Here is a 19,403-nt window from a genome sequence, read left to right as displayed (position 1 = left end):
AGTTAGCGCTCTTGTTTAAGAACCCAATAATAGGTCGGATTTCCGCTTCATTAGGCGTAGTTTGCTCGGGCATGGAAAAAAGACATTGGGAATTTTAGGCGGACGTAATGATAGTAGTTGATTTACTTACTTGAACCACCGTTCAAGATTTGTAAAATAACTAACTTCTACAAAAAAAGTAGGACAAATAAAAAGGCAAATGCTTTTTACAGTTTTGGAATGAGCCTTTAACTAATGTAAAAGGAACCAACAATATTTAATTAAAATTTTGAGCTTTTAGTTAAGTGGTAAACTTTTTAGCTTATCAAACGTTTTTCTTATATATTGCAGTCAATTGAATGTGCTATAGCAATCAATTGACTTAAGTTAAAAGAAATATGTCGTTAGATTCAATCATGAACATAATGGGTGGGCCTAAAAATATTGGCCGTGACATCCATACTCGATTAGACTTTATAAAAGCCTCTAGAGAAGGTGCAGTGTCAATTGCTGTTGTAAAATCTATTCAAAACAAGATACATCTGACCAATAAAATGATGAGCAGTATCTTAGAAATATCTGAAAGCACTCTACAACGGCATATCAAGGAAGATCGGAAATTAAAAAAAGCAGAATCCGAAACAGCTTACGAGGTCTCCAAAGTAATAGCGAAAGGTATTGAGGTCTTTGAAGATGAAAATGATTTTAATGAATGGTTGTATACAAAAAATACCGCTTTAGGAGAGGAAAGGCCAATTGACTGGTTAGATTCATCTATTGGGAGAGAGCAATTGCTAGATTTACTAGTTAGTATTGAACATGGCATGTACTCTTAATTCATGGTTGTCTATCGATTAGCAAAAAAGGAGTACGTTCGAGACCTTACGGGAACTGGTGGATTGTTTGGCTCAGCAAGATGGCATGAAAAAGGAACTCGCATTTTGTACACGGCAGGAAGTTTTTCTTTAGCTAAGTTAGAAGTGCTAGCTAATACTAAATCAATCCCTAAGAACTACCATTTAATTCTCATTGAAATTCCAGATGATATTAGTCATAAAGAGCTCTCTATTGCTGATTTACCTAGTAACTGGAATTCATTTCCGCATCCTAAGGAATTAGTTGCCTTTACCGAGCAGTGGATCAAAGAAAATAAGTTTTTGGTAATGAGAGTTCCATCTGTTCATTCCCCTTTCGAATGGAACTACTTGATAAATCCTTTGCATGCAGAGGCAGGAAGATTACAAGTGATTGAAGAACTCGCACATGAATTTGATCCCCGCTTAAAGTAATAAGTACGGCTATATATTATTTATAATGTAAGTATCTTAAATGTTATTTTTAGCAAATATCTAGTCAAGATAATCTGCTTCAAGGGCTTTAACATTGATTTTTAAGGCTGAGTACAAAGCTTTGTGAACATAGATTCTTACTTCTGGAGCAAAATCAGCGGATGCTACTGGAATATCATTATTATAAAAGAATCTAATAGGCTCGGTAGCACTCTTCTTTATGCCAATTACACCAACTCGGAACATAATGTACAAAAATTCTTTTATAAAATTCTTGAATTTAATTTTATTAATTTTCCAAGAAACAAGAATATTCAAAAGATCGCCTTTAAATATATTACTATAATCTTCTTCACAATAAACATCATAAAAATCATCCTCTTTCAAATTCTGAATTCTAAACCCGTTATATTTACCAATCAAAAAACTAGACGCTTTAGAAATAAACCCATAATTTTCGCTCCATTCATCATCGATCGCGTGAAGTCTTTCAATTGAATATTCAGGTTCAGCATGCTTAATAACGTTTTTAGAAAAAGATGATTTAGTATGTGCATTATTTATAATTTTATTCACAAAAGATATTACATCTCTAGGTCTTAAGTAAGTTCTATCCAAAACATAATTAAAACCAGACTCACCTCCTTTACCTTCTTTTTCAAAGGCAGATTTATATTCTAAAGAATTTTGAGTTAGAAATTTTAGCCTTTTATTTATTAACTCTGTTAATGAAGCTTTATCCCATTCTAAGGGCAAGTAAAGTGCGGCAAATTTTTCTCGTTGTCCCCCTCTGTGTTGATGCCCTGAAAAAACTAGCTGGTTTAGATTTTCCCTAAGGGCAATAATAATTTTAGCTCCTTTAAAAACTTGAAACTCTTTTATTACCTCAATCATTGCAGCAATAAGATCATAAACTATTTGAGGAGCTGCCCATTCTTTATCTAAATCATCAATAAGAATGTAATGTGCTTTCTGGTCATTGTCTAGGAGATTATCTCGCATTATGTTTATGATCTCATAAAGTTCATCTGCTTGAATCTCACTAATTACTTTTTCCGCTTTATCTTTATATTCACCCTTTACATTTTGCGAACTCGTAGATTCATTAGAAATACCAAACTTAAAAATATCAGCATTTAAGCCTGTTTCTTCTAAGTACTTTGAACTTAATTGAGTTTCTAAACTCTTGGCCTTATATTCTGTGCTTAACCAAAATTCATTAGTCCACTACTCTAAATATTTGACGGCTTTATCTTTTGCTGGGTTTATCTTACCCCAACGATTAACAAGTTGGTCTCTTAGCTGCTGAAGGTAGTTCCTTCTTTTTTGCTCGTCTTCAGAAAAAAACAATTTTAATATCTCTACTATAAAAACATGTTTCCAAAGTACTTTATAGAAGAAATGTAAATTAATTCCAGCATCACGGAAATAATTTAATATGGTAGAGTTAGTCAAATATTTGATTGACATTGCCTCAGGGTGTATCCTGTGAACTTTTGTTAGGTTTTCCTCCAAGTGCTTAATAAGAGCTGATTTACCAGCTCCTGTCCTACCAATTATTATACATTTTGGGTTTAAAACATCAGTTAATACTTCTACTTCTCCATTTTCTACAAATACTTTCTCCAAATTAAAATCCGATTCAGCATCAGGAGAACCTATAGTGTGATGCTTTATAAATCTGAATTTTTTTTGTTGTTGCTTAGCACAGGCTTTGCTGTTCATCAAGACACTTTTTTAAATAGATAAACACTTATATTATTGTAATATAAGGATGTTTAGTCATAGTAGCTAATGATCGAGATTAAGAAGTTTTCTGTAAAAGATATGGATTTTTAAAGTACAAATATTTAAATCTATAGTTCTCTACTAGATTAAAAAGTGAAATGGTATGATTTAAACTCCCGTTCAACATAAAAGCAATTATAGGAATACGTCATGAGTTACTTTATCTGAAATGTTCAGTTATGATACAAGGTCTATGTCTTTAGCGTGATAGGAATTTCTAGAATAAGGTTGTAAATAGGCTATGTAACCACTTTACAATCATGAAAGTCACCCGTTTAATAAGCTTACTTCTTTTCTTATTAATCTTGAATCAGGTAGGCAGTTATGGTCAAAAGGCAATACCTTCTAACGATGCTCTGTCGCGTTATGTCGAAAAGCCAGACACTTCCTTTCACTGGCAAGCAGATCTGCCAAGCTCCGATAACTCGGGTACTTTCTATGAAGTGAACTTCCAATCGCAAAACTGGCAAAACATTCCCTGGAAACACCAACTCATCGTTTACTTTCCTGCGAAAGCTAAATACCCAGCTACTATGCTCTTGGTGTTGCGGCATCTATACGACCGAGAAGCTGGTCTGGCTAGTTTGAAAGTAATTAGCGATTCCACCGGTACTCCCGCTGCGATGCTCTACGATATTCCCAATCAACCTTTATTTGAAAGCAAGGAAGAAGATGATCTGCAGGCTTATACCTTTTCTCAATATTTAAAAACAGGAGATGAAAGCTGGCCTTTACTATTTCCCATGGTTAAAAGCGTAGTACGAGCCCTTGATGTGGTCCAGCTATTAGCCAAGCGGCAAAAACAACTGGCAGTCACTGATTTTATCCTAGCAGGCCATTCTAAGCGGGGACATACTACCTGGTTAACGGCGGCGGCCGATAAACGGGTAAAAGGAATTATTCCCATTGCCATTGACATCTTAAATTCAAAGGCTCAGCTGCCTCACCATCTCGAAGCTTTTGGCGAGTACAGCACGCCTTCGCAAGCCACTACGAATTTACTTAAAGAACTTCAGCAACCCCGCGGACAACGACTGATTCAAATGGTAGACGCTTATTCTTACCGGGAGCAGCTCCTAATACCTAAGTTAATAGTTTCAGCCACGAATGATAACTTCTTCACCACGGATGCTTTAAACTTATATTGGCCGGGCTTAAAAAGATCTAAAGCGGTGCTTTATCTTTCGAATGCTAACCATGTACAGGCCGATGCGGATCCGCGAATCAATCCTACGGCTTTTGCCTTTGCCCGCGCCGTAGCGGCACATACAAGTTTACCTCCCCTAAGTTGGCAGTACCGGCCAGAGAAAGATCGTATTCGGTTAGAGATCCGAACCGATAAGCGAGCCACGAAAGCCCGACTATGGACTAGTCGAGCCAAGACAAAGGATTTTCGGCAAGCTGTGTGGAGCTCCCAACCTATTACTCAAATAAGTAAAACGAAGGGAGATCAAGAATTTATTTACACCGTGGAAGTATCCCGACCAGCTAGTGGTTATAAGGCCATTTTCGGGGAAGTGGAATTTGTGGAGGATGGTCACTCCTTTTTACTTTCTACCCAAACTTATATCAGTTCATCTGATAGATAAATGATTAGATTATAATAGTATAAAATTGAAACTTACTTATTCTGTTTAACATAAGATTAATTATTGAGACATTTGCTACCGTTTGCTGATCCTGCTCACAAGGGTTATACCCCATTCCAGTGGGTTGTTCTTTAGAACTAGCCAATTAGTTAATCATATAAGGTCTATTTAGAACCACTTGAGAGAGTGGCTTTTTGTTTTGTATTATACCCTTACGAATTTTCTGGTAGTTTGACCTAGACGCCACCCACTCCGATAAAGTAGACTAAGAATAGTACTGCAGCTACCGAGAATGGCTACCCTTTTCTACTAAATATTCTGGATGCACAAGCTATTTCCTTCTACTAACCAGCTGGGACATAGCTTGTTTTTGTGGTCAAATATTTGATATTATTAGATGCCGTTTGTGCTTCCGCTTCTTTTTGATTCTCGATAACCCTAAAGGTGTTCCGTTCGCTCAGTTCTACTTCAATATCTAGCAGGTTAACATAAATACGATGTCAATGACTTTATATAACTTCAATAAAGGGTCTCATCAGGAACGAACAATTCTGATTGGGCAACATGGAACATTCCTGGCAGACCGGCCAGGAAATCAATACCGGGTATGCCTGTATCACATGGGCGAGTTTTACGCTGAGGCTTACTACCAGGTAAAAAATAACCGATTGGAGTTAGTGCGAGGTTTTAAGAACCAGGAGTTCTTGGAGCCTTATCTGGACAAGATTATTTTACCAGATATTTGCTAGGAAGCTTTCTAGAGCGTAGCGTCATGATCGGCGTCCTAATGAGCATAATAAATGGGGAACGAGAAAAGGAAGAGGCGTATCGTCATTCTAAGCACGGCTTTACGGTGCCACTTACCTTTTTCTAAGACCCTGGAGTGGCTATAAGCAATCGGCTCCTACGGGAGAAGTACTTCTTATAGAAAATTAAGGAATGCATTAAATTCGTTTGACATTCACGGCATTCATGCCCTTTTTACCTTTCTCTTGGTCAAACTCGACTTGGTCATTTTCCGATATGGTATCAATAAGTCCCGTCTGGTGAACGAATAAATCTTCGCTCGAACCATCTACTTTGATGAAGCCGAAGCCTTTTTCTCGATTGTAAAATTTTACAGTTCCTGTATAAGTGCTCATTACTAGATAAATTATAAAATAAGTATCTAACGTAGCTAAAATAAATCACTTAAGTTAAATAAATACGTTCGGTGCATTTGAACATCTTAACTACCAGTACACTTATTGAATAATATTGCTCAAATACTCGTCCCAAAAATCAGGAGTAACTTCTAATTTAGGAGATAGCAGAAAGCGACGTTTATTTAATAAAAAATAATAGTTTTTACAAAATTTCTCAATCTCTTTTTTTTGTTGTTTTTGGAGACACTTGGTCAACGTATTTCCGAATTAAATACCTGATTACTAGCCCGCCGCATTGATAAAATAACAGTCCACTAGGACGCGGGAATTTTCACTGGTCATGAACTCGGAATCGGCGGCGAAATTAGGCAAGGTGATTTTCATAGTCGTGAATTCGGTACATATCAAATGATCTGGAAAAACATTATCCTTTAATTTATCGAGTTGTTTCTTTCTCAAGTAAGGAAAAGAAAACACTACACTCTGATTATCAATCTGACTAATAAAGCGACCTAAAGGCATCAGCCGCAAAGGTATTTTCAGCCATAATTCTTCTGCTATATCCATTCTTTCTCCTCTGATCGCACCCATTCGGGGTACTTTGGTTATTTTCTTATTTCTGGCACCTTTTTTCCGTATTAACCCCATCTACCCAAACTACTCTTGTGCGTATACCCTCTTTATTATTCGACAAGATTATGGCGAGATTGTTAGATTACATCTTCTCTAATCTGGAGGAAAAGAATCTAAACCGCAGCCAGGTAGAAGCTTATATTCGGTATTTAGATGAAATCATTCTCCAGGGCTTACCCTTGGAAAAAGATCTCGCCTTCCAGAAAATTAAACTCCAGCTGCTTAATAGACTACACCAATTAAATCAACAGCAAATCCAGTTTTACTGGGCCAGTACGATGCAAAACTAACTTAGGCAATGCGGAAATATAATATTCATTTTGCAAGTTACATTTACAAACTGATGGGTATGGTTTAATTACGAGATTCCTCATATTTCATTTTGCGATTTCGCAATCTAGATTTATAATGTCAAATTTACGGTTATTTAACCTTATAAGAATTTACCGCCCAAATACGTGCCCCGACGGAGTAAGATTACCCCTTGTAGCTTCTAAATAGTGCGAATCCCAGAAAATGGGCTCTATTTAACATGATTGTGATTATAAGACCAGGGTGGAAATTAGATTTGATTGCTTTTTCTTGGTACCCTAATTTAAAGGGGTTCGCTCTTTCCAAACTAGAAGAAGGTTGATGGACTTTCCTTTATTTTAACCTACTTTTGAGGTTCGGCATTTAGTTAGAAAGCACGGGGAAATATGGGATTGTTTAACTTTTTAACCCAAGATATTGCCATCGATTTAGGCACGGCCAATATCTTGATTATGCACAATAATGCGCTGGTACTGGATGAGCCAGCTATTATTGCTTTTAATCGCACTACTCAGGAAGTATTAGCCGTGGGCCACAAAGCCCAGCAGATGGAAGGCAAAACACACGAAAACATTCGTACGATTCGACCTTTAATGGACGGTGTAATTGCGGATTTTAATGCCGCCGAGCACTTGATCCGTGGTTTAATTAAGATGATCCAGCTCGACCAGGGCTGGTTTACCCCTTCTTTACGCATGGTCATTTGCATTCCAGCTGGGATTACCGAAGTAGAGAAAAGAGCCATCCGGGACTCGGCCCAAACAGCTGGGGCCAAAGAAGTGTATTTGATTCAGGAACCCATGGCGGCCGCGTTGGGCATTGGAATTGACGTGGAAGAACCGGTAGGTAACATGATTATTGATATTGGCGGTGGCACTACCGAAATAGCGGTGATTGCTATGAGCGGCATTGTTTGTGATCAATCCATTAAGGTGGCCGGACAAACATTTGATGCCGAAATCCTGCAGTACATGCGGCAACAACACAATTTAATGATAGGCCTTCGAACGGCCGAAAAGATAAAAATAGAAGTAGGCGCGGCTGCAGTTGACTTAGAGTTTCCCCCGAAAGATTATGCGGTTCTAGGCCGCGATTTGATGAGCGGTATCCCGAAAAAGATTAAAGTGAGCTACGTTGAAATAGCGCACTGTTTGGATAAAACGGTAGCCAAAATGGAAGAGGCGGTGATGAAAGCTTTGGAAATTACCCCTCCGGAACTAGCCAGTGATATTTACCAAAACGGCATTTACCTGACGGGTGGGGGTGCCTTGTTACGCGGTTTAGATCGCCGCATTGCCGCTATCACTAAGCTGCCGGTGCACGTGCCCGAAGATGCTTTACGAGCCGTAAGCCGCGGGACGGGCATTGCTCTGCAAAACCTTGACCGCTTTACTTTTTTGATGCGGTAAAATATCCCAAGAACATTCTCAGCGAACCATCTTAAAAAAGCAGAAAAGCTTTTGATTAGCGAGATGGCTAAATGCAATGCTTTTTTACTTATAAGATCGGGTAATACCAGGTTCTTTTCTATCGCACTTTTAGGTCGTTTTACGAGACAAATCGGTCAACGTATTTCCGGACTAGGTAAGGTTTGGTCCCTACCAAATCCTCTTTGCAAAGACCCGTTATCCTCCATTAGTTCCTCTAATTGGGCCTAAATTCCTTTTAGCCAACTGAACAAAGCTTTACAGCTAGTGGTGGGAAACCCCAAAATGGAAATATGGTCCAAGCAACAGTGTATTTTAAAAGAAAAAAGGAGACTGGTAAGAAGATTGGTAAATTTTCTTTATATTACTTATACCATGAAAAGAGTAGTCTCAATCACCCGAAAAGCCCTGACAAGTCTTATTAAAGCAGGTATATCTACTCCATCCATAGTGCAGATAATCGGAACGACTCCGTTTAGCTGGTAGTTAGCGGCAAGGCTCTGGCATGTTCAACGGTGCATCATTTCAAAAAAAACAATAACCAATGAATTTAACAATAAGACCAAAATGCCATGATTAAAGTTTCAGAAATTGCCCCAGATGTATACCGAATTTCGGTATTTGTTCCAGATTTTAATTTGCAGTTCAATCATTTTTTGATTAAAGATGAGGAGCCTATGCTCTATCACGCTGGAATGAGACAAATGTTTCCTGCGCTATTGGAAGCGGTAAGTAAAATCATTTCTCCTTCTCAGATAAGGTGGATAGGGTTTAGTCATTTTGAGGTAGACGAGTGCGGCGCACTTAATGAATGGTTGCAGGCAGCACCCGATGCTAAAGCTGTTTGCAGTGAAGCGGGTGCTATTGTTAATATGTCGGATTTTGCGATAAGACCCGCCTTTGCCATGGCAGGTAATGCTGTTTTAAATACAGGAAAGTATAATTATCGTTTTATTAGAACTCCTCATTTACCCCACGGATGGGATGCAGGGGTAATGTTCGAGGAAACAAATAGGACTTTGCTATGCTCCGATTTATTTCATCAAAATGGAAATGTAGCGGATATAACAGACAAGGACATTTTATCTTCACACAGGAATTCAATGCTTGAATTTGAACAAGGACCTCTAATGGAATACACACCTTATACTCATCATACTGCAAAGCTACTTTATTCATTGTCAGACCTTAAACCAAAAACACTCGCAACCATGCACGGTTCTTCATTTTATGGTGATTGTAGTCAAGCACTAATAGACCTTAATTCTGTAATGAAAGAAATCTGGGGAGGTGAGGCCAAATAAAAATAAACAATTGAAAGCCGGTTTGACAAAAGCCCAGCCGCTAACAGTGCATTGCAAAAAATGGGGGTACGAACAAAGGCTGAACCAAATTATCCTGGATGGACATTTTAAATAATTTAGGCAGCGGAAGGTAATCGCCCCACCTTCTGCAATGCTTGTACGTTAGGGGCAAGCTCCAGCATCATGAAATAAGTTACCATGCAATACTTCAAATTCGAATTAGACGGAAATCATTTTGTGGAGAGTTATTTGGTTTACGTGATTGAGGTTACCCATGCTCAACATGGCCGATTCTTTTATGTTGGTTAGACCGGGGATAGAAATCATTTCACTGCCCGGCCCGCTTTTAGAAGATTAAGTGCCCATCTGAGTGATCAAGGACGGTCGACAGAAAATCAACTTTACCGGCACATTGCTAGCAAAATTTTAAAGCTTCACCTGGAGAGAAATAAGGTTTTCGATTCGGCGACAAAAACAGAAGTTAGTGAGTTTTTAAAGAAAGCAAAGATTTGCATGCATGTCTTTCCTATTCGAACATTTGATATTGAGGCACCTTCAGAACACAAAAAGAATCGCGAATATGTGGAGTTAATTGAAAACGAACTCATCGCTCAGATTTCATCTCGTTACGGTATCGACGCTGTATTAAATTCACGGTTACCAAAGGCAAATCAAAATTTACCTTTGGACGTTGTTGAGTATGTTAGTCAAATCATAACCACCGCCTGCCTATAACAAAGAATTGGTAAAACAGTTACAGTTACTTAAATTGTACAAAAACCAGAAAAGCGCGCTTATTTAACATAAGACTCGTTATCGGAGAAAAGCCATTTCTAGAGTTTCGAGCTGTTTTTCTGAGAGCCTTTTCTGGTATTTTTACTGGATACCTTGTGGAAACTGTTTGCCCTTTGCAGTTTATTTGTTCTTCCCGATTTACTTATATTATAGATGCAGTTTCGCTCTCCTCTCCTACTCGGCCAACTAGGTGCCTGATAAGTTCAACTATATTCAATAACTTAATATAATCTCAGGAAAACGGTCGCTTCCTCAGATAAATATTACCAGCTTGTTTCAGTATAAGACAGTATTTTTATCATTACCTTACCGGCGTAAGTTCCTGTTTATGAATTTGGTACAATAAAGATTTTGTTATTGGTATAAAATATAAAGAGTAAACCTATGCCTACTTCTTTTAAGCTCACCATAGTTCTGCTGTTGTTTACTTGGCAAGAAATGTTCGCGCAAACTTCCTCCCAAGCAGTGGAACTAAAGCAATTAGGGGAACAAGGTATTTTACTGGACAAAGGTTGGAAATATCATCCTGGTGATAATCCGGATTGGGCAAAGCTGGAATATGATGATAGTAAATGGAAATCTATTAATCCTACTTTAGACATTCATGATTTGTTTCCTCAAATTCCCCGATCAGGGATAGGTTGGTTTCGGCTCCATCTCCTAGTAGATAGTACCTTAAACAATCAGCTAGCAATGATGATTTACCAATCAGGAGCTTCTGAAATATATTTAAATGGAAAATTAATTCATCGTTTTGGCGTGATAAGCTCTAACCCAGAACAGGTAAAGGCTTATAAACCTACTGGCAAATCGGTTTCCTTTCCGGTTACAAAGGCACGCAGGCAAATACTGGCCATCCGATACGCTTTACAGCCCCATATTTCATATAGTGCTCATTGGGGCTGGGAAAACCTAGCCTTATTTGTCGTAGTGAATACAGTAGAAAACGCTTTTGACCAATATGAAAAGATAAGTGCTTTTGATATCAATATTAATGTTGTCTTTATAACTTTATATGCCATTTTAGGCATCCTCTACCTGGCTTTTTATGTATCTAATCCCCCGCAAAAAGTTAACCTCTATTTTTCTTTATATGCCCTGATGCAAGCAGTATACTGGTCTTTCATTCTATATCTGAAAAAACAACCTTTCCTCGAACAAATCTTTATTATTAATAACTTCTTATTAGTTCTCATGATGGTTGGCTATTCTTTTTTGCTTACTGCCATCTATGATTTACTAGAGCAAAAAAGAGGATGGATTTATTATTTCATCCTGGCTGTAGGGGTGATTAGCATTTCTTGTGGTGCTCTAATTTATGGCTGGGGATGGATGGTTTTTGGTTTTGGCTTTACCAATTTAATCAATATTGATATTACCCGGGTTGCCCTAAAAGCCATTCGAAATAATAAAAAAGGTGCGTGGATTATTGCCACAGGCGGAATTAGTTTTCTTACCTTTTGGCTTTTAGTTACCTCTCAGATCTTTGATTCATCATTATCTACCATCTTTTTCCCTTTAGCTATTTTCAGTATTCCCATTACTGTTTCCATTTATTTGGGGTATGATTTTGCCTTAACCCATCGCTCTTTAAAGCAAAATTTAGCAGAAGTAGAAACCCTTTCCGCAGAAAAGCAACAAATACTAACCTCGCAAAACGAAACTTTGGAAAGACAGGTGGCACAACGAACTTCCGAACTGCAAAACTTCCTTAAAGAACTGAGAGAAGCCCAAAGCCAATTGATCCAAAGAGAAAAAATGGCCTCCCTGGGTGAACTGACTGCGGGTATTGCTCATGAAATTCAAAACCCACTCAATTTTGTCACTAACTTCTCGGGCGTATCAGTAGAGTTGATCGAAGAACTGCAGCAGGGATTAGCCGCCGGGGAAGTAGCCGAAGCGACGGGCCTTCTAATAGACATCAAGCAGAATTTGGAAAAGATTATTCTTCACGGCCAACGGGCCGACTCCATTGTCAAAGGCATGCTGCAGCACTCGCGCGCTAGCACCGGCCAGAAAGAACTTACCGATATTAATGCTTTAGCTGAGGAATACCTGCGACTAGCTTACCACGGTTTGCGAGCAAAAGACAAAGATTTTCATGTTAATATAATAACCGAACTTGATTCCACCGTTGGTAAATTAGAAGTAGTGCCTCAGGAACTGGGTAGAGTGCTGCTCAACCTATTAAATAATGCCTTTTACGCCACCCAACAGAAGAAAGCCCAGCTTAACGGCCAATACCAACCAGAGGTAAGAGTAAGTACCAGATACCAAGATAAAAAAGTAGAAATTAAAGTGCGGGATAATGGTACCGGCATGCCGGAAATTGTGAAGAAGAAAATTTTTCAGCCCTTCTTTACCACCAAACCTACCGGCCAAGGTACCGGTTTGGGCTTGTCGCTGAGCTATGACATTATTACCAAAGGCCACCAGGGAGAACTAAGAGTAGAATCGCAAGAAGAACAGTTTGCCGAATTTACCATTCTTTTACCCGTTTAGGAGCTTACCCGAAACGAGAGGGATCATGGTAGATTCCTGAAATAGCTTTACAGGTTAAACAGTAAAAATTCTATTTAATTTCTCAATTAACCACTCCTGGTTGACAGGATTTTTTCTTTTGTATTTTCGCCAGCGCTTATTCAGTAGGCCTTCTCGGAGGTGGGCCTGAGCAGGAGTCAAGTAATCACAGGAAGCATGAGGGCGCAGTTGGTTATAAGACAGGATGGCCTGGGTAATAGCTGCTTTAGCCAAGTCAAAAGAGAGAAAAGCCGGGCAATTAAATTCTTCTTTGATGGTTCTATTTATTCTTTCTGCTAAAGCATTTTCCCCGGGATCACCCTGGCTGGTCCTACTAATGCGGATGTCCTTGGCTTGGAGGAGTTGGATGTATTCTTTCGAGCAATATTGAATGCCTCTGTCAGAATGATGAATCAGCCTTTCTTTTCCCTTAGGTAAACTCTTAATTGCCATTTGCAATGCGGCCAATGATCCTTTGGTCTGTAAGGTGGTATCTAGTGCCCATCCAACAATCTTGTGCGAATAAGCATCGGTGATCAAGATGGTCTTGGTCGATAATATCTTAACAGCCTGGTTTTATAGTACCAGCGATTCCATTCTTGTAAGTTGGATACCGAAAGCTGGTATTGCTGAGTAAATTGTTGGATGGTAAGCATGCCAGATCGAATTTCTTCGACCATGATCCATTTCTCTTTAGACGAATATGCTGCCTTGGTGTTTCCTTTTAATTTCCTTTTATTCATAACTTTACATTTTTGGTGTAAAGCTATTTCAGGAGTTTACCGTTGGGGATGTTGGATATATTCTTTGGCAAGCGAAAACTCCGGTGCTTGACCTGACTTACGCCTCCGACACCTTCATTATAAAAGACGGAAAAATTATTAGCCAGACGTATGCCGGAGTTGCTAGTGCGCTCAAAAAATAACACACTACTTTTAATTAAAGTATAGATAGTAGTTTGTATATTAAGCACATACAGCATTATGGAGTATGGCTGTATGTGCTTATAACTCATTTCAGAATTGTAACTAGGCTTTAATTGCAGAGAGGGCAATAGAAGATAGGTATTTAGCAAAAACAGCTAGTTATACCAGAAATTTTATGCAACGTTAATTTGTCGAATTCCAAAACAGTTTCTGCTAGTCTAATTTGAGGATTAGTTATGTAATTTATAATGAATGTGGGTTGATATAAACTGCTTAAGTATTTACTAAGACTAACTAACAATCTTAAAAAAAATACTCTGGCACCAGTTCGATGCCTGAATTATTCTTTAAAAGTAAAGTTTGGAATTACTCTTGAATTTACCCGTTTTATTGCAAAAGAGAACTTTTTAATTTAAGCCCCTTCTCTTAGAAGAGAAGGGGTAAGGTTGCTCGGAAAACATTTATCAGGTAATAATACCTGCTGGCTTTTACCTTAAAATCAGCCCGAATTGGCGGCTAGCCTCCGTTCTGATTCTTTCCTGAAATTCGTTCACTTCTTCGTTGAGTAGGGTTCGGTCGTTGGACTGGTACACAATCCGGTAAGCCAATGATACTGCATCCGCCTTGGTGTATTTATCCAGTACGATTATACTTTCAATCAAATCCTGACCAATCTCCCGGCATAACTCGCTAAAATCATTGTGCCGGCTCCAGAGACCTTCGATATTTTCAGCGTAATCTTTTATCCAGAAAGAAATATCCCGGATAACCGCCGGGTATTTCGAATAAGGCTGGAAAGTGGTTAATCCGGCCTTAAATTGCTGCATAAACCGTTCGTCGGTAGACCATAGTAGCCGTATATCCGGAATACTGCAGTAATTAAGTAATAATCGGTCTATACCTAAACCGAAAGCCCATCCTGTACCTGCTACGTTGCTGTTCGCAAGAATCTGGGGGTGAATAACGCCTGCTCCTAATATTTCGACCCATTGGCCGTTATCCTGCACTTCGGCTTGTATAGACGGGGTAGTAAAAGGAAAATAATCATCTAAAAAGCGGTATTCTTTACCCGGAAACAAATGATGTATCAATCCTTCTAACGTTTTTGTTAAATCTGATAAAGCATCCGTGCCCGTTGGCAAAAGTTTTACCCCTTCCATCTGGTGGAACACCGGATAATGCGTTCGGTCAATGGTGTCTTTGCGGTAAACATCTCCAGTAACTAAAAATTTAGTTTCGCCTCTTTGCAGCAAGGTGGTTTGGTGCGCCGAGGTGTGGGTACGCAAAACATGGTTAGCATCTACGTAATATGTATCGGTAACTGCTCGCGCCGGATGGTTGGCCGAAATCAACAAACTGTCGAAGTTTTCGGCAAGCGTAACTACCTCGGATAACGTATCGAAACAAGTAAAGCCAGGAAAATACTCTTGAATTTTAGATTTTAACTGGCAAACCGGGTGCTTGGGATTAATATGCAGCTTTAATTTTCTTTTTTCTTCTATAGATGGTGAAATATTGTACATAGCAAAATGATTTATAGTTGAAGAACTATAAGATTTTAGAATTTGATAAGATTTTGCGAATCTCCTTACAAGAGAACTACTCCCGGAAGGAGCATAGATTATTTACTAGCCCCGAGCGGGCCAAAAAAGAAAAAGAAGGAAGTTAAAGCAATATGTTTCTTCTGTTCTAACATAACTTGCGTATGCGCCAGCAAAAATAAGAATAAATAAATAATTATTACATATTTATTCAAAATCAGGTTGATTGTAAAACAATTGAACTCCTAAGCGGAAGGCGCTTAAGTAATGAGATAATAGTATCCAGATATTTTTAAAATAGAGCCATAACTTTATTTGCTGCGCTCCACCAATTGCCGCTAGGTTAGGTTTTAATAATGCATTTACCAGCCTATCCAAAAATCTTATTTGCACTTTTTGCTGAGCGGGAGCTTCAAAAGTAACCGTGAGTTGGTCTTTAACTGGAATAGGAAAAGATTTTGAACCAAATATATTTTGGAACAAGGTAATTTTAGTAAATCCTGATAAAGTACTGGGGCGTTTAAAGTAACAAAAAGGTTTATTTTTACTTATTTCAATTTTTGAGCGAGATAGTAATAAGGCTGCAACATGTGATGCGTAAATACTTTGGTCTTACTTTCGGGAAATTGCTGGTAGTAAGCTTCATCGGCCAGTAACACAATAAAAGCGCCCGTACGCACATAATGATTGGAATTATAATAAGTTGGAATCTGAATTTCTTTTAATTGCGACTTTACGAATTTAGAAGCTTTAGTACCCAAATATTGCTGATAGCGTTTCTGGGCTTTTAAAGTATGTTTGGTTAGTTGTTTATACACGTAATGTAAGGCTGCTCTCCGGGGAAATTTTTGCTTTTTTATCCCAGCTTTCGCGTTTATGAATGGGTTGGTGAGGTTAAAATCATTTACGGTTTGAATAGAAATAGGAAATTCTGGTACCCAATCGGCGGAGTTTACCACGTTAAAAGCCCAGCCGCCTTGGGTGCGACTTTCGTACTCATAAGCATAATACAAGTTGCCTGGTTTGGGCCCGGCGCTGCAATACGTTTTAAACCTAATATCAGCGGGCAGTTTTCCGGTATCTTGCAAATTATACAAATGCGACGTAAGCAAGTACGCAATAGCACCACCTTGGCTATGACCTAAAATAATATATTCTTTTATGCCCGCCCGGTAGCAGGAATCCAGGCGCGGCAATATATCATTTGCCAAAAAACCAAGACTTATAAGCCAACCGGCGTGCACGGCCGCCCGCGGATTAGTAGCCAGTTGGTAATTAAAATTTAAATTATGGGTGAGTTGAATAGAACCTTTGGCCGGAACCATAGCCGCATAGAAGTTGGCCAACCAGCTTACCGGATCGGCAGTTGTACCCCGAATACTAATAACGGCTACCGAATGCGCCTTATTTACGTGCAGCTCCCAGCGATTCTCTAAGCCCACCGTTGGCGATCCGTAAGCGCGCGTGTACGTTTCGGATTGAGCAATACCAGCGTAAAAAGTGGAGTCGCCCCACCGGGAATAAATTTTTAGTAATTCTATGTATTCTTCTTTATCAAAGCCCGGTTTCAGGTTTTGGCTGTAACCAGCTCGCCCGATGAAGCATGCCGTAAGAAATAAACTCAACAAGTAAAATTGGCGCATAAGTGAAAAGTTTAGTAAAAAATAAACTATAGGAATTAGGTTTTCTCTTATTTCAGGCTCTAATCAGGTATTATACTTTGCTGTGGTATTTAAAGTAAATATTTACCACAGGTGTAGCTATTTATAATATCGGCGACAAAAACGTATTTAACGGCTATTTGCTTCAGAATGTCGCGCATTTCAGCAAGCAATAATTCTTTTTTGGTAGGGGTGGGGTACAAAAGAAATCGCAATTCTTTATGAATTAAGCTATTCAGGCCTTTAACCAGCAGCAAAGTAATATATGTCAGCATTACAAAATTGATTGAGATAGTAACGCATTTACCTCACGCAAATACTGGTTGTAGCTTTTTAGCATCGGCTAAGGCCATACCGGGAATAATTTTACCGGAATTAGCGATGTATAATTTACTAAATTCTACATTGCTAATAGTTTTACCTGCTAGTGGCATTACCAAATCGTTTACCACCGAATCAACCATGCGCCCGAAAGCAGCTCTAATAATTACGCCTACTGCCGGGTCAATTACGTTGCCCCGCATAGTAAATTCCTTAAATCCCTTCAACATAGTAAATTATGGTTTACAGGTTTTTAATAAAATAGTGAATTTTTAACGGCGAAACCTTAAAGTAAAGCCGAATACTTCTATTAAAACTGCTTAAGTTTAGTCAGGTGTTTTTAGAACTTTTTTAAGTAACCAGTGGGGCTAAATTATGTTTTGGAGAGAGCAGGAGTGAACTTAGTTTAGTAAATTTTACTTTTTCATAGTCGCTATTTAAATAAATAGTAACTACAGCGAAGAATCGTATATGTAGCCACGCTCGTGCCAGTAATCCCGGGGTTGGGTAAGAGAAAAAAAGAGGGTTCCAATTCGTTTTAAGCTTTTTACGCCGTATTTAGTCGGAATAATTAACCGGAGGGGTGCGCCGTGTTTTAAAGATAAATCTTCTCTGTTCATTTCGTAGCAGAGTAAGGTTTGCGGGTGCAAAACGCTGGGCATATCCAGACCCACGTAATAACCACGGTCAGGCGTTTCTAACCCCACATACGGATACCAATCCTTGGGTTGGGCAGCCAATAATGGTTTACCCGATTGAGTTCCTAATTGATAGGCTTGCAGAAAATCCGAAAATTTAACCCCGCCGTAATGTACAATTTGGTTCCAGCCTTCAATGCATTTAAAATCAAAAATTAGTTCTGTTTTAGGTAAACGTTTAATATCATCCAAGGGAATGGAAAGCGACTGCGATTTTCCCGGTTCGTTTACCTGAAGCTGCCAGTTAACAGAATCAAAATTTTTAGAAAGTCCAACTCGGCCATTTACGCGGGGTTTTCGGGCGGCTGCTTCAATTGGGTAAGTGGGAGCTAAATGCTGGTCACTGAAAAGGATAGTATTTACTTTTTCGTTAAAGGCTAGTACCTGACGGGAAGGAGCAGCTAAACCATTTTTTGATTTAGGTAAAGTCCTAAAAGCTTTCCAGATTCCGATACTACCTAAGCCAGCCACTGTAAATACCGTAAAAGCCAGGAAAGTACGTCGTTTAATTTTTTGTTCGGTAACTTCTTTTTCAGTGGGAAATGGATTATTTTCTGCCATGGCTTAGATGATTAAGTATTAGGGTTGGTTTTATTAGGTTGTTTTATTTCGAAGCCCGTAATCATTGCCTGAAAATTATTCCAACCTGCCCGAATAACCTGCAAGATGTGAATGAGAAAAAATAAGACGTATCCAATTGTTAAAATAAAATGCAACATACGGGCAAAAGCGTAACCACCTAATAAAGAACATAAACAGGCCAACTGAATGGGTTTATAAATAGCCAAACCCGTGAGCACGGAGCCAAGTCCCATAACTATTACGCTGGTATAGGCAATTTGCTGGGCGCCATTAAATTTACGAACTGGCGGTTGAATCTTAGAAATTCCTAAATCAAATAACAAAACTTGCCAGGCTTCCCGGAAAGAGTAGCGGTTAGGTAGTAAATAACGCCATTCGCCCGAAAATAGGGTATAAAGTACATACAATAAACCGTTTAGCAGAAAGAGCCACATAAACATAAAATGCAGTGACATGCCTTCCGCGAGCCGAAACGGGATTTTTAAAGCTTTATAAAAAGAATCGGGAAAAAATGCCAGGAGAGTAATGTCTCCCCAGCCCAACTTATAAACATCATTCGCCCAGTAAATTAATAAGCCACTCCAAATCATAATAATTAAAACCGGAAAGTTTACCCAATGAAACCAGCGAATAGCTAATGGATGTTTTTCTATAATTTGTTTCATGGAGCATTTTAAGATTTTACCTAAAATTAGTTAGACGGTACTATTAATGTACATAATTGAGTAGTGAAAATCTAGAGTTTAATAAAAGATACCTGAGTTGATGAAAGTAATGTAATAAATTAATAAGAAAATGAAAGTTAGTTTTACTTTTAAAATAGCTAGTTATTATAACTTGGAAATAAACAATTATTATGTTGTGTTGTTTTTTATGTATAAGTAAATAAAAAG

Annotated in this window: 19 protein-coding genes and 1 pseudogene; 8 read left to right on the top strand and 12 right to left on the bottom strand. The window is 38.6% G+C overall.

The features are described 5' to 3' along the window. The first annotated feature begins 377 nt into the window (after positions 1-377). On the top strand, positions 378-815 hold the full coding sequence (parS, locus tag HUW48_RS17815; RefSeq protein WP_246343535.1) for a type II RES/Xre toxin-antitoxin system antitoxin: 438 nt from the start codon (positions 378-380) through the stop codon (positions 813-815). A 3-nt stretch (positions 816-818) separates the two neighbouring features. Then, positions 819-1,268 carry an RES family NAD+ phosphorylase gene (locus HUW48_RS17810; RefSeq protein WP_182412223.1) on the top strand — a complete coding sequence of 150 codons (450 nt, stop codon included), beginning with the start codon at positions 819-821 and terminating at the stop codon, positions 1,266-1,268. Positions 1,269-1,328: 60 nt separating this feature from the next. Here the strand turns inward: HUW48_RS17810 and HUW48_RS17805 are convergent. Together HUW48_RS17805 and HUW48_RS17800 are read right to left on the bottom strand one after the other, a co-directional pair. After that, positions 1,329-2,447: pseudogene (locus tag HUW48_RS17805) on the bottom strand (P-loop ATPase, Sll1717 family); the annotation flags it as partial. 48 nt (positions 2,448-2,495) lie between these two features. Next, positions 2,496-2,993, bottom strand: a complete 498-nt coding sequence (locus HUW48_RS17800; protein ID WP_182412221.1) for a hypothetical protein — start codon at positions 2,991-2,993, stop codon at positions 2,496-2,498. 323 nt (positions 2,994-3,316) lie between these two features. On the opposite strand from HUW48_RS17800, the gene HUW48_RS17795 reads away from it, so the two are divergent. Beyond that, a complete protein-coding gene (locus HUW48_RS17795; RefSeq protein WP_182412220.1) occupies positions 3,317-4,645 on the top strand; it encodes a PhoPQ-activated protein PqaA family protein in 1,329 nt (442 codons plus the stop codon). A gap of 503 nt (positions 4,646-5,148) precedes the next feature. Next, the gene (locus tag HUW48_RS17790; RefSeq protein ID WP_182412219.1) at positions 5,149-5,394 is read left to right on the top strand and encodes a hypothetical protein; all 246 of its coding nucleotides are present in this window, start codon (positions 5,149-5,151) and stop codon (positions 5,392-5,394) included. A 195-nt stretch (positions 5,395-5,589) separates the two neighbouring features. On the opposite strand, the gene HUW48_RS17785 is transcribed toward HUW48_RS17790, so the two are convergent. After that, positions 5,590-5,787 (bottom strand): cold-shock protein, encoded by a 198-nt coding sequence (locus HUW48_RS17785; RefSeq protein ID WP_182412218.1) that lies wholly within the window; start codon positions 5,785-5,787, stop codon positions 5,590-5,592. A gap of 285 nt (positions 5,788-6,072) precedes the next feature. Beyond that, positions 6,073-6,438 (bottom strand): hypothetical protein, encoded by a 366-nt coding sequence (locus tag HUW48_RS17780; RefSeq protein ID WP_182412217.1) that lies wholly within the window; start codon positions 6,436-6,438, stop codon positions 6,073-6,075. A 50-nt stretch (positions 6,439-6,488) separates the two neighbouring features. Here HUW48_RS17780 and HUW48_RS17775 point away from each other — a divergent pair, with 50 nt between their 5' ends. From HUW48_RS17775 to HUW48_RS27075, 4 genes are all read left to right on the top strand, one after another. After that, positions 6,489-6,713 (top strand): hypothetical protein, encoded by a 225-nt coding sequence (locus HUW48_RS17775; RefSeq protein ID WP_182412216.1) that lies wholly within the window; start codon positions 6,489-6,491, stop codon positions 6,711-6,713. A gap of 408 nt (positions 6,714-7,121) precedes the next feature. After that, on the top strand, positions 7,122-8,144 hold the full coding sequence (locus HUW48_RS17770; protein WP_182412215.1) for a rod shape-determining protein: 1,023 nt from the start codon (positions 7,122-7,124) through the stop codon (positions 8,142-8,144). Between the two features lie 590 nt (positions 8,145-8,734). Beyond that, positions 8,735-9,466: an oxygen-binding di-iron domain-containing protein gene (locus HUW48_RS17765; RefSeq protein ID WP_182412214.1), complete on the top strand. Its 732-nt coding sequence runs from the start codon at positions 8,735-8,737 to the stop codon at positions 9,464-9,466. 1,179 nt (positions 9,467-10,645) lie between these two features. Beyond that, on the top strand, positions 10,646-12,763 hold the full coding sequence (locus tag HUW48_RS27075; RefSeq protein ID WP_246343534.1) for an ATP-binding protein: 2,118 nt from the start codon (positions 10,646-10,648) through the stop codon (positions 12,761-12,763). Between the two features lie 54 nt (positions 12,764-12,817). Here the strand turns inward: HUW48_RS27075 and HUW48_RS17755 are convergent, their stop codons facing one another. The 8 genes from HUW48_RS17755 to HUW48_RS17725 all read right to left on the bottom strand — a co-directional run bounded on the left by HUW48_RS17755 (position 12,818) and on the right by HUW48_RS17725 (position 19,175). Beyond that, positions 12,818-13,321, bottom strand: a complete 504-nt coding sequence (locus HUW48_RS17755; RefSeq protein WP_182412213.1) for an integrase core domain-containing protein — start codon at positions 13,319-13,321, stop codon at positions 12,818-12,820. Positions 13,322-14,195: 874 nt separating this feature from the next. Beyond that, positions 14,196-15,230: a PheS-related mystery ligase SrmL gene (gene srmL, locus HUW48_RS17750; RefSeq protein WP_182412212.1), complete on the bottom strand. Its 1,035-nt coding sequence runs from the start codon at positions 15,228-15,230 to the stop codon at positions 14,196-14,198. Between the two features lie 225 nt (positions 15,231-15,455). Continuing rightward, positions 15,456-15,731 carry a hypothetical protein gene (locus tag HUW48_RS17745; protein WP_182412211.1) on the bottom strand — a complete coding sequence of 92 codons (276 nt, stop codon included), beginning with the start codon at positions 15,729-15,731 and terminating at the stop codon, positions 15,456-15,458. 65 nt (positions 15,732-15,796) lie between these two features. Continuing rightward, positions 15,797-16,891, bottom strand: coding sequence for a lipase family protein (locus tag HUW48_RS17740; RefSeq protein ID WP_182412210.1), 1,095 nt, complete (start codon positions 16,889-16,891; stop codon positions 15,797-15,799). An 89-nt stretch (positions 16,892-16,980) separates the two neighbouring features. Next, positions 16,981-17,184 carry a large conductance mechanosensitive channel protein MscL gene (locus tag HUW48_RS27070; RefSeq protein ID WP_246343533.1) on the bottom strand — a complete coding sequence of 68 codons (204 nt, stop codon included), beginning with the start codon at positions 17,182-17,184 and terminating at the stop codon, positions 16,981-16,983. A 33-nt stretch (positions 17,185-17,217) separates the two neighbouring features. Further along, entirely contained in the window at positions 17,218-17,460 is a 243-nt protein-coding gene (locus HUW48_RS27065; protein WP_246343532.1) for an MscL family protein, read from the bottom strand. A 222-nt stretch (positions 17,461-17,682) separates the two neighbouring features. Beyond that, entirely contained in the window at positions 17,683-18,489 is an 807-nt protein-coding gene (locus HUW48_RS17730; RefSeq protein WP_182412209.1) for a molybdopterin-dependent oxidoreductase, read from the bottom strand. An 11-nt stretch (positions 18,490-18,500) separates the two neighbouring features. Then, on the bottom strand, positions 18,501-19,175 hold the full coding sequence (locus HUW48_RS17725; protein ID WP_182412208.1) for a cytochrome b/b6 domain-containing protein: 675 nt from the start codon (positions 19,173-19,175) through the stop codon (positions 18,501-18,503). Between the last annotated feature and the right edge of the window lie 228 nt (positions 19,176-19,403).

Source organism: Adhaeribacter radiodurans (genome assembly GCF_014075995.1).
Lineage (GTDB): Bacteria > Bacteroidota > Bacteroidia > Cytophagales > Hymenobacteraceae > Adhaeribacter > Adhaeribacter radiodurans.
Note: the sequence above shows the minus strand (reverse complement) of the source record. Positions and strands in the feature narration are given on the sequence as shown.